An 11,723-nucleotide genomic window follows, 5' to 3' on the forward strand; every position below is an offset into this window, starting at 1 on the left:
TAGGAAGTCCCCACTAAGCGGTGGGGTGAAGCGCGGCTAGCGTAGCACGAATCGGCCCGGTGCGCCGGACAACGTCAGCGACAACGCATCACCCGCACGTTATTGCGATTGCGGCTGTAGGACGGCGGCTGTCCAAACCAGCGTTGGTAGGTTCGGGATAAATGGGCGGAATCGGTAAAGCCGGCGGCGTGGGCAACCTCGGTGATGCTGTGTTTGGAGTGCAACAGGTGAAACACGCGCTGCAGTTTTTGCCACGACTTGTAATCGCGCAACGACATTCCGAACACCTCGGTCATTAACCGGGACGCCCAGAAGTAAGACGTGCCTAACTCCCTGGCGAGATCGGTAAGGGTGAGATCGCGGCCGCTCTCCAGCAGTTGACGTATCCGTTGTTGACGCGGGTCGGGTTTGGACTCAGGCGTCAGGTGCTGAAACGGAATACGCAGCGCCTGATCATAGATTTCAGCGGCCCGCGCCGGCGCCAGGCGGCCGTGATAGAGAGCGTGCAGTGGCGCATCCAGACTCTGGAAAAAAGCACGCTCAAGCAACACCACCCGGCCGTGCGCCAGTGCCCTGAACTCGACATAAAGCGGGGAGCTTGGCGTGATATGGAAACACACCAGTGGAACCGCCCGGGCATCGAGCCCGCGCGCCAGAAAGGGGGGTATCACCGCCGCCCGGGTCAACAGTTCCTGCCCCTTAACCAAAATCTTGAACGGGGTTGGCCCGGCCGAAACAATCAGCGCCGCCGACGGCGGCCGGGTTTCCTCACTGACAATCGAAGCCCCCGTGTAGATAAACCCGGAGCAACCGACGATGTAAGCGTTATCTATAGGTGCATCCGGCACGCTACCCCGCGCCGTGCTTTCTTGTTCTTGATACTTTAAAACCATGGGATCTCTCCTGCCCTCGATGGCGCATTCGTTGAACGGCGCCAAGACACAGCTCCCCCTTTTTACCCACCCTGATCATAGCCCACCGCTTCGATGGCCCGGCTTGTACGTTTTTGCGGTGGCGCGGCAAAAACATTCAATACTTCCCCGCCCAGCCTATAACACCCTGAAGGAAGCAGTCTGAGAATAAAAAATACTTCGGGAGAACAATATATGAAAAAAGTGACAGCGATCACAGTCCGCGCCTGCGCGCCGGCCTGGCCGCTTCCCTGCCACTGATCCTTCTGTCACTGACCGGGTGTGGTGGCTCCTCGTCGTCGGACCCCGATCCCGCCCCGGTATCGCGCACCGGCACCTTCGGCAGCACCGCGGTGTCCGGGCTGCACTACCAAAGCGGCGACGCGGCGACACGAACCACCGACGAACGCGGCCGTTTCCTCTACACGGGCAACCAGAAGGTGCTCTTTTCCATTGGTGACCTGAGCTTGGGCGAGGCGCCGGGCGCGGAGAACGTCACGGTCTTGGGCATCAGCGGCGGCGCGGCGTCGACCAACGAGCCGGACGTCACCAACAAGCTGATTCTGCTGCAGACCCTGGACGCGGACGGGGATCTGAATAACGGCATTCAGCTCACCGAACAGATTCAGGACGCGGTCTCCGCCAACGCCGGCGATCTGGATTTCGAGCAGCCCACCGCCGACTTCACCGCCGCGCTGCAAAACGTGGTGACCAGCCTGGAAAGCGCCGGCGCCTTCCCGGACACCGACCCGAGGGCACGCGCCCTCACCACCGCCGGCGACGCCCTGGAGCAGTTCGAGCGCGCCAGCAGCCCGCGCCGGGTAGTGGACACCGCCGACGGCAAGCTGAGTGGCTTCGAGGCGGACGACCATACCTGGCAGTTCCTCGGCATTCCCTACGCCCAGCCGCCGCTCGGCGACCTGAGGTGGCGCGCGCCGCAACCGGTGGCCCCGTGGGACGAGGTCCGCGATGCCACCGCCTGGAGCGACCAGGCCGCCCAGAACGCGGCCCTGGAACGCTTCGGCGAAGGCGGCATGAGCGAGGATTCGCTGTATCTGAACGTGACGGCCCCCAAGGACGCCGACGGCCTGCCGGTAATGGTGTGGTTCCACGGCGGCGGCTTCACCGCGCTGACCAGCAATACCAAGCCGTTCAATAACCCCGAAGCGGTGGCCAGCAAGGGCGTGGTGCAGGTGTCGGTAAACCACCGTCTGGGGCCGTTCGGCTACATCGCCCACCCCGGCCTCAGTGCGGAGAGCGGCTACAACGGGTCCGGCAACTACGGCCAGATGGACCTGATCGCCGCGCTCGAGTGGGTGCAGGAAAACATCGCCGCGTTCGGCGGCGACGCCGACAACGTCACCATTTTTGGTGAGTCCGGCGGCGGCCGCAAGGTGCTCTCGTTGATGGCTTCCCCAGAGGCTTCAGGCCTGTTCCATCGGGCCATCAGCCAGAGCGGCACGCTGATTCCGGATACCCGCAGCCTCGCCAACGCCGAAGCCATAGGCAGCGAGCTGCAAACCAATCTCGGCGCCGCCTCGGTAACGGAAATGCGGGAAAAAAGCTGGCAGGACGTAGTGGCCGCCGCGGCCACCCTGGTGCCCTACACCAACGTGGACAACCACTATCTGCCCTACGCCGAACGCGTCGCTTTCGAGTCCGGCAACCAGAACGACGTGCCGTTCATGTTCAGCATCAACGCCAACGACACGCCGGACCCCACCAACACCGCGATCAACGTGTTCCCGTGGATGGCGCCGCTGTGCTCGGCCAATCATTACGCCACCTATTTCACCCACCAGCCCGCCGGCTGGAAAGCCCAGGGCGTCGAGGCTTACCACGCCGCCGAACTGGCCTATGTATTCAACATGCCGGAAAGCGTGATCACCCATCACCTGCTCGGCCTGGTGATCGACCCGGCCACCGGGGATTCACTGGAGATCGGCGACCTGAACGGCAACGGCGTGACCGGCTCCCAGGGTGACCCGGTGGACATCTTCGCCTCCGCCGGTTTCGACGCCACCGACCAACAGGTGATCGACCGCATGCTCACTATCTGGACCAATTTCGCCAAGACCGGGGACCCGAGTATCGACGGCGACATCGATTACCCGCTCTACGACGCGGCCACCGAAAGCTATGTGGAGATCAGCGCCGACGCCGAGATAAAGGCCGGTCTGGGCGACGTACTGAACGATTAAAGGGAGAGAACCATGACACACCCACAACGACACGGCGCCCGGCCGGCCTGGCTGGCCGCCGCCGTTACGCCCCTGCTGCTGGCGCTGGTCGCCTGCGGCGGCGACAGCGACAATGACCACGGCGGTTCAGCCGGCCCGGCCACCCGCACCGGCACCTTCGTGGGCAGCCCGGTGGCCGGTCTCGACTACGCCGGCACCGACAGCGCCGCCGGGGTCACCCACGACGCCGGCCAGTTCCAATACCAGGATGGCGAAACCCTCACCTTCTCCATCGGCGACCTGCCGCTGGGCAGCGCCAAGGGCGCCCGGCAACTGACCCCGCTGACGATCACCGAGGGCGCCGACGCCGCCGAGGACGACCGCGTCAGCAACAAGCTGGTTCTGCTGCAAACGCTGGATCAGGACGGTGACCTCAACAACGGCATCCAGATCACCGAGGCCATTCGTACCCTGGTCTCGGACAACGCGGCGGGCATTGATTTCGACCAGGCCACGGACAGCTTCCGCACCAGTCTGGCATCGCTAGTGACCGAGCTGGAGAACAACGCGTTGTTCACCGACACCGACCCGCGACCGCGCCAGGTTCGTGACGCGGCCGACGCGCTGGCGCACTTCAGCCGGTCCACCGGCGCGCGTGCGGTGGTCAGCACCACCGGCGGCGAGCTGCGCGGCTTCGAAGCCGACGACAGCACCTGGCAATTCCTGGGCATCCCCTACGCCAAGCCGCCGCTGGGCGAGCTGCGCTGGCGACCGCCGGTGGCGCCGGAACCCTGGAACGGCGTGCGCGACGCGGTGGAGTGGGCGGACCAATCCGCCCAGGACCGGGCGCTGGAGAGCATCAACGAAGGCGGCATGAGCGAAGACTCGCTGTACCTTAACGTCACCGCGCCCAAGGACGCCGAAAACCTGCCGGTGATGGTCTGGTTCCACGGTGGCTCGTTCGCGATCCTGTCCGCCAATTCCGAGCAGTACAACAACCCGGACAGCCTCACCAAAAAGGGCGTGGTGCTGGTCACCGTCAACCACCGACTGGGCCCGTTCGGCTACATCGCCCACCCGGACCTCAGCGAGGAAAGCGGCTACGGCGGCTCCGGGAACTACGGCCAGATGGATCTGGTAATGGCCCTGGAATGGGTGCGGGACAACATCGCCGCCTTCGGCGGTAACGCCGATAACGTGACGATCTTCGGCCAGTCCGGCGGCGGCGGCAAAACCTACTCGCTGATGAACTCGCCGCAGGCCACCGGCCTGTTCCACAAAGCCATCGTCATGAGCGGCTTCGCCCCGCTGGACACCGACAGCGTGCCGGCGGACTCCCTGGCCGAATCGGAAGCCATCGGCAGCGCCCTGTTCGACCGGGTCGGCGTGGACTCCCTGGAAGAAGCCCGGCAACTGCCCTGGACCGCCTTCACCGACGCCGACGCGGAGAATAACATTCCGCGCCAGACCTACCGGCCCAACGCGGACTACTACTACCAGCCGAAAACCTACTACCAGAACGTGCTCGACGGCATGCCCAGCGACGTGCCGCTGATGGCCGGCGTCACCGCCGGCGACTACACCAGCCTGCGCGGCGCCCTGCCGGTGTGGCTGGAACAGCGTTCCCAGGATTACCAATCCGACCAGTACGTTTACAAGTTCACCCGGGTGCCGGACGGCTGGGAAGCCCTGGGGCTGCAGAGTTGCCACGGCTGCGAACTGCCCTATCTGTTCAACCACCCGAGCGGGCTGGTGCAGAACTTCCTGCTCGGCCTGGTGCTGACGCCGGAAGGCACACGGCCGGAGATCGGCGACCTGAACGGCAACGGCGTGACCGGCAGCGCCGGCGACCCGCAGGACATCTTCCTGTCCATGCAGTACGGCGCCGACGACGCCACCGTCAGCGAGCTGATGATGACGATGTGGACCAACTTCGCGAAGACCGGCGACCCCAGCCCGTCCAGCCTGCAATGGCCAGCCTACACCGAGGCCAACGACTCCTACCTGGAGATCCGCCAGGATACGGAAGCCTCGGTGGAAACCGGCGTCGACGCGGCCATGGGCCTGGATTAAAGACGCGCCAGGCGCTCCAGAGTGTCTGGGTATTGTTGGATAAGGCGGAGCAGAATGGCGGCCTGGGCGTTCGGCCTGGCCCGCCCCTGCTCCCAGTTTTCCAGCGTACGGGGGTTGGTCCGCAGGTAGGTCGCGAACACGCCCCGCGACAGGCCCAGCTTCTCGCGCAGCGCCAACAGCTCCTGCGCATCAAAGCCGGCCACCGGCGCCCAGCGCGCGGGCTGGTCGCGCAGGGTGAGTTTCCCGTGGCGCTCGGCTTCAAGCTCCGCGAAGCCCTCTTTCAGTTCGGCAAACAGATCCCGTTTCATAAGCCTCTCCTGGCCTCTGTTTCTACCTGCAGCATCCTCTTCAACGCGGTTCTTTGCTCAGCGGTCAGATCACTCGCTTCGTCCTTACCGTAGAGAGTGAACAGCCAGAACTGGCCGCCACCGCGCCACCAATAATAAATAACCCGCAAGCCCCCGCGCTTGCCCTTACCCCGGCGCTCATCGGCGAAGCGCAGCTTACGAAGCCCGCCTGTCCCGCGCATCAGGGCGCCCGCCTCCGGGCGCGACATCAATAGCTGCTGCAGCAACCGATAGGCGTCATCATCCAGATACCCCGCGCGATGACGGCGAAAGGGCGCCAGTTCCACGAACACAGCATCCATACTGTACGCTACCTGCGTATATATTAAAAGGGCGGCCAATCAGCCTTCAGCCCACTCTAGAGCGACTGAATCCAAAGAGATGTCGGCAACACACGGGGCGTGCTGTCAGCAATTAGCTCGCTGACAGGTAAGATTTTTGCTGCGGGTGAGCGAAGCCCCGCAGGATGATCTGGTCGTTGTGGTTGGTGTGCGGGGGGGTCAGTCAGGCCAGGTTAAGGCCGGGCCGCGGGCCATACGTCATACCGGGCTACTCCTGGGCAACGCACAAACGATCACGGCCGCCCTGCTTGGCCTGATACAGGGCGAGGTCGACGCGTTGGAGCATCGATTCCAGGTCATCTTCCGGCTGCAGCGACGTCAGGCCCGCACTCACCGTGACCTGGATCGATTCCCTTTCCGACACCGGCATCGGGGTCCCCGCGAGACGACGGCGCAACCGGTCACCCACCACACAGCCGCCGCTGGCGTCCGTGTCCGGAAGCACTACGATAAACTCCTCCCCGCCGAGCCGGCCGCACAGATCAACCTCTCGGGTCACGCCGCCAAGTAGTTCGGAGAAGCCACGCAGCACCTGATCCCCGGCCGCGTGCCCCCAGGTATCGTTAATAGCCTTGAAATGGTCCAGATCCAGCGACATTATGGTCAGCGGCAGGCCGGACCGCAGTGAATGCGACATCTGCCAGCGCAGCGACTCCATCACCGCACGCCGATTGGCCAGGCCGGTGAGTTCGTCGGTACGGGCCAGCACCCCCAGCTGCTTTTGCATGGCACTCTGGTGTATCTCGTAACCCACGGTGTCAGCGAGCAGCTGCATCAACACCAGATCATCACGGGAAAAGGGCTCGCAGGCTCGTACCGAGGAGAAATTCAGCGTGCCGTACAACGCCCCGTTCACCTGAATAGGGCTGCCGATATACGCCTCCAGGCCGAAATCTCGGTAGCACGGATGGGTACGGATTTCACTTTCCCCGGCATGATGAAACCCCACCGGCCCATCCGCGCTCAAGACATGCACGCAATAGGTACCGCCGAGATCAAAAGTGGTACCCGGCGACAGCCCACCAGCCGGATCATGGCAATGCTCGACGCGGTAAACCTCACCCTGGATGCTGGAAAGGATCGCCAGGTCCAATCCGAAATGCCTGGCCCCCAGCGCCAGAATATCGGCCATTCTGGCGCGATGATCCCGCTTCATATCGGCGGTAATGGCATGCAAGCGCTGCAACGTGTCCACGGACTGTTCCAAGGAGCGAGCTGGCCGAATCAACGCCAAGTACCCCTGTATCTCCCCTTGAGCACCGGACAAGCCGCCTGCGGACGTCTGGCCCAAAAACTGCGACCCGTCGGAACACTGGTATAAGACACGGTACGCGGAAAAACCCCGGCTCGCCGTCGTGTTGTAACGCTGCTTACCCATGTTGAGGAAGTCGGCCTGGTTCGCGTAGAAAATCTCGGTTTTCCTGCCACGCAGGTCCGCCAGCCGGTAGCCGAACAGCGTTTCCGCCGCCGCGTTGATATACACCACCCGGCGCTCCCGGTCCGCCACCACCACCGCTTCAGGGAGCGTATCAAACAGGTTGGCCAGCGAGAACGGCGACAATGCCGTCAAATCACCGGGGGCCGCGGTTCCGGCATTGTGCGCCTGACCGTCGGAATAAGGGTCAGTGTGGGACATGACCTATCTCATTGTTGGTTTCAAAGACAACCAGGAGTTTAGAGCATCCACCGCACAACACCACCCCGTAGACCAAGGCTCGGCAGTGACCAGCGCCGTTACTTCTTCAACTGGCCGCTGTCCACCAATTGCTGGAAGAATTCGTTCAAGGATTCGTCCAACGGGCGGTACTGGATGCCGAGTTGTTCACGGCTGCGGCTGTTGTCGGCGCGCCACGGCAGGTTGACGTTGCGGCTGACGAACTTGCGGGTGAGGGTTTTGTTCACCACCGGGCCGACCAGCCATACCGCCGCCTTGGGCAGGGTGCGCTTGGGGATCGGGTATTTCTTGCCGAAGCGGCGGCGCAGCACGGCGGCCATCTCCGGGAAGTCGGTGTTATGGCCGGAGAGGATATAGCGGCCATTGGCTTCGGGCAGGTAGGCGGCGCGCAGGTGCGCTTCGGCCACTTCGCGCACGTCCACCACGCCGATGCCCACATCGGGCACGCCGGGGCGCGCGGTGCCGTCGCCGAATTGACACAGAATGTCGAAGCTCTCGGAAGTGGCGTTCGGGTTGATGCCCGGCCCCACCACCAGGGACGGATTGATGGTGACCAGATCCCAGCGGTCCTGGGCATCGGCGATCTTCCAGGCCTCTTTCTCCGCCACCGTCTTGGAGTAGGCGTAGGGCTGGTGATCCAGCGACGAGCTGGTGTTCCAGTCCGCTTCGGTGAAGACGCCGCTGGCGGTGTGCTTCAGGTCCGCGTTGTCACCGTAGATCGCCGCGCAGCTGCTGGTCAGCACCACCCGTTTCACGGACGGCGTCTCGTTGACGGTTTCCAGCACGTTGCGGGTGCCCAGCTGCGCCGGTTCCACCAGCTCCTTTTGCGGATCCTTCACCGTGGTGGTGAACGGCGACGCGGTGTGAAACACCACCGAACAGCCGGCCATGGCCTCCGCGTAGGAACCGGGTGAGAGCAGGTCCGCCTTGAAGTAGCGGATGCTACCCGGCGTTTTTTCCGCGATGGCGTTCAGATACTGAAGCTTGTGGCTGTCATCCGGGTTGCGCACCGCTGCGTGCACGGTGACGCCCTCTTCCAGCAAACGCTCCACCAGACGGCCGGCCACGTAGCCGGTGGCGCCAGTGACCATCACCGGCGTGCTCGTATCGATTTGCATAGTCAGCCCCTTTACCAAGTCGGCCACCATCATGGCGCCGGCGGATGGACCTGTAACGGGCCTTTCGTGCCAAACAAGGTGGACATTAGGTTACCCGGCACGTGCGGCGGGTCGCCGGAGTAAAGAGTGAGGTCAGGTGCCGATCACTCCGCCGTCCTCTTTTGTGATCATCACGGTGGTGGAACGGGGGCGGGTCACACCATCACTGGCGGGGTAGCTGATTTTCGGGTGCTGGATATTCACCCACAGGGTGCGCTGGTCCGGCGTAAAGGTAATGCCGGTGATCTCGCAGCCGCGCGGCCCCACCAGAAAGCGGCGCACCTCCCGGCTTTGCGGGTCGGCGCACAGCAGCTGGTTGCAGCCCATGTTTTCCATCAACGGGTCCCGGTCGTCGTAGTCGGTTTCGATCCACAGCCGGCCAGCGGCGTCGAAGGCCAGCCCGTCCGGCGAAGAGAAAATATCGCCGTTGATGGTGCCGGTGAGGTGATCGGGGTGGCCGCCTTGCGCTTCCCCGGCCAGCAAAAACAAATCCCAGGTGAAGCGGGTGGCGGTGACATCCGCGCCCTGCTCGCGCCAGCGGATGATCTGGCCATGGTGATTGTCGTGGCGGGGGTTGGCGGCGTTAATCGGGTGGGCGTGACCACGCTTGTGGTTGTTGGTGAGGGTGGCGTACACCTCCCGATTATTCGGGTCCACGGCCACCCACTCCGGGCGGTCCATGGGCGTGGCGCCCAGCCGGTCGGCGGCGGCGCGGGCGTTGACCAGCACCTCGCCCTGGTCGGCGAAGCCGTTGGCCCGGGTCAGGCCGTTCTCACCGTGCACCAGCGGCAGCCAGACGCCGCGCCCGTCGCCATCGAAGCGGGCCACGTACAGGGTGCCGCTGTCGAGCAGGTGGCGGTTGTGCTCGCGGTCGCCTTCGATGTAGCGGCCCTCCGGCACGAACTTGTAGAGGTATTCGCCACGGGAGTCGTCGCCGGAGTAAAACGCCATGCTGCCATCGTCGCCCAGGGAGGCGGTGCAGCCTTCCCGGCAGAAGCGGCCGAAGGCGGTGCGTTTGATGGGCCGGGAGTCCGGGTCGAAGGGGTCGATCTCCACCACCCAGCCGAAGCGGTGCGGTTCCTGAACGTGGCCGCCGAAGGGCCGGCTGTGATCGGCGGTGGCGTCGAAGCGCGGCTCCGCCGTATTCCAGGCGTACTTGTCCGCCCGCTCCCCATCGAGGATCCCGTAACGCCGATGGGACGTCCGCCGGTCGCTGCTGTCCCGGTTGACGAAATAGTCGTGCCAGTTCTCTTCGCAGGCGAGGTAGGTACCCCAGGGCGTGTACCCCATGGAGCAGTTATTCAAGGTCCCGATCACGGTTTTGCCCGCCGGGTCGTCCACCGTCTTCATCAGATCGTGCCCGGCCAGCGGACCGCGGATTTCCATATCCGTCAGATTGCTGACGCGGCGGTTCCACCGTGAGGGGACGACCCGCTGCCACTGGCCGGCCGGGTCTTTTGCAATCTCGATCACGCTGACGCCATGGGCGGCCTGCTCCTTGCGCACCTGTTCCAGCGGCCGTTTGCCATCGACGAAGTCAAAGCCATCGCGATGCAGCGTCGGATTGACGTACTCGTGGTTGACCACCAGCAGGCCACGGCCGTTGGGATCGTCCGGGAACGGGAAGAAGTGCATGCCGTCGTTGTTCTGCCCGCCCTGCTTGAGCTGATCCTGCCAGCTGTTGCCGGCGTCCGGCCGCCAGGCGGGCGCGTCCGCCAGCACCGCGTCGCCCCAGGAAAAGAACGGCCGGGCGGTATAGCCCGGCGGCACCACCACGGTGTCGAAGTCTTCCCCGGTATGTATCGGCACCGCCTCGAAGCCCTGCGGCGCGGCGCGGCCTCCGGAAGCGCAGCCCGATAACGAGCCGCCCATGAAACCGGATACCGCCAGCGCCAGGGAGCCTTTCAAAAAACCGCGGCGACGCAGCCGGATCACGTCGTCCAGCGACCGGTTGGTTGACGTATTCACTGACACATCACCCTGGGCCTCAAGGGTCCGGTGAAAGTGTTCATGTTGTTGACGGAGTTTTTTCACGATATTCCCCCTGGCCGCGCGCTCAACGACTCAGCCGGTAATGGAAAGTATTTTTGACGCCGGTGACGGTGACCGCTTTACCGTCGATCTTGTGCGGGCTGTACCGGAACTTTCGGGCCGCCGCCAGCGACGGCTGCTCGAACAGCGGATGGCACTCGCCTTCCTCAATCTTCAAGGCTTCCACACGCCCTTGCTTGTTGACCGTGTAGGTCACGGTGCAGTCCGCTTCCATGTCGCGCATCAGGGCGCGGCGCGGATAGTTCGGCGGTGCCTTGCTCAGTGGCCGGTAGCTGCTCTCGATGTCGCTGGCGGCCACCTGCTCGGGGACAAAGACCGGCGCCGAGGACTCGGCGGTGGACTCGCCGGCCACTTCTTCCTGCGCCCGCGGCGGTTGCTCCCTCGCCTCGGGCTGGGATTCCGGCCGGGGCTCCGGTTCAGGTTCAGGTTCAGGTTCAGGTTCGGGTTCGGGCTCGGGCTTAGGCTCCGGCTCCGGCTCCGGCTCCGGCTCCGGCTCTGGCTCTGGCTCTGGCTCTGGCTCTGGCTCTGGCTCTGGCTCTGGCTCTGGTTCAGGCTCCGGCTCAGTCCTCTCCCACGCCAGGTCCGCCTGCTTCGGCTCAGGTTCCGGGGCGGGTTCCGGTTCGGGTTCCGGGGCGGGCGCGGGGGCGACCTCCGGGGGTGGCGGCGGCAAGGTCACCAGACGGGCCTCCAGGGTCTGAATCACCGGCGCCGGCGGCGTGGACGGCATCCAGTCGCCAAACAGAAACAACGCCAGCAGGCCATGCAGCAGCACACTGATCGCCACCGCCAGCCACCGCTGGCGGCGTTGCCACACGCTGTCTTCCGGCAGGTGGTGGGCACGGATCACATCCGTCATTGCGGGGCCTCGGTAATCAACCCGAGCTGTGTCACCCCGGCCCGTTGCAGCGAGGCCATGCCGGATACAACCATGCTGTACACCGCGTCTTCATCGGCACGAATAAAGACCTGCACGTTGGCCTCGCGGGC

General features: G+C 64.4%; 9 protein-coding genes. 2 read left to right on the plus strand and 7 right to left on the minus strand.

From position 1 onward, the window contains the following. Positions 1–74: 74 nt before the first annotated feature. The gene (locus ACEQZD_RS12020; RefSeq protein ID WP_370185781.1) at positions 75–938 is read right to left on the minus strand and encodes a helix-turn-helix domain-containing protein; all 864 of its coding nucleotides are present in this window, start codon (positions 936–938) and stop codon (positions 75–77) included. Positions 939–1,264: 326 nt separating this feature from the next. Between ACEQZD_RS12020 and ACEQZD_RS12025 the strand changes: the two genes are divergently transcribed. After that, on the plus strand, positions 1,265–3,112 hold the full coding sequence (locus ACEQZD_RS12025; protein ID WP_370185784.1) for a carboxylesterase/lipase family protein: 1,848 nt from the start codon (positions 1,265–1,267) through the stop codon (positions 3,110–3,112). 12 nt (positions 3,113–3,124) lie between these two features. Then, positions 3,125–5,164, plus strand: coding sequence for a carboxylesterase family protein (locus ACEQZD_RS12030; RefSeq protein WP_370185787.1), 2,040 nt, complete (start codon positions 3,125–3,127; stop codon positions 5,162–5,164). Here the strand turns inward: ACEQZD_RS12030 and ACEQZD_RS12035 are convergent. From ACEQZD_RS12035 to ACEQZD_RS12060, 6 genes are all read right to left on the minus strand, one after another. Then, positions 5,161–5,472, minus strand: a complete 312-nt coding sequence (locus ACEQZD_RS12035) for a DNA-binding transcriptional regulator (RefSeq protein ID WP_194855767.1) — start codon at positions 5,470–5,472, stop codon at positions 5,161–5,163. The genes ACEQZD_RS12030 and ACEQZD_RS12035 overlap by 4 nt on opposite strands. After that, positions 5,469–5,813, minus strand: coding sequence for a toxin (locus ACEQZD_RS12040; protein WP_370185790.1), 345 nt, complete (start codon positions 5,811–5,813; stop codon positions 5,469–5,471). Before ACEQZD_RS12040 ends, ACEQZD_RS12035 begins: the two co-directional genes overlap by 4 nt. A 247-nt stretch (positions 5,814–6,060) precedes the next feature. Then, positions 6,061–7,488: a diguanylate cyclase gene (locus tag ACEQZD_RS12045; RefSeq protein WP_370185793.1), complete on the minus strand. Its 1,428-nt coding sequence runs from the start codon at positions 7,486–7,488 to the stop codon at positions 6,061–6,063. Between the two features lie 98 nt (positions 7,489–7,586). Continuing rightward, positions 7,587–8,645, minus strand: a complete 1,059-nt coding sequence (locus tag ACEQZD_RS12050) for an NAD-dependent epimerase/dehydratase family protein (RefSeq protein WP_370185795.1) — start codon at positions 8,643–8,645, stop codon at positions 7,587–7,589. A 132-nt stretch (positions 8,646–8,777) separates the two neighbouring features. Continuing rightward, positions 8,778–10,652, minus strand: coding sequence for a PhoX family phosphatase (locus tag ACEQZD_RS12055; protein ID WP_370185798.1), 1,875 nt, complete (start codon positions 10,650–10,652; stop codon positions 8,778–8,780). An 88-nt stretch (positions 10,653–10,740) separates the two neighbouring features. Further along, the gene (locus tag ACEQZD_RS12060; RefSeq protein WP_370185801.1) at positions 10,741–11,592 is read right to left on the minus strand and encodes an energy transducer TonB; all 852 of its coding nucleotides are present in this window, start codon (positions 11,590–11,592) and stop codon (positions 10,741–10,743) included. Positions 11,593–11,723: the final 131 nt, after the last annotated feature.

The sequence above is a fragment of the Alloalcanivorax sp. genome, from assembly GCF_964221125.1.
Lineage (GTDB): Bacteria > Pseudomonadota > Gammaproteobacteria > Pseudomonadales > Alcanivoracaceae > Alloalcanivorax > Alloalcanivorax venustensis.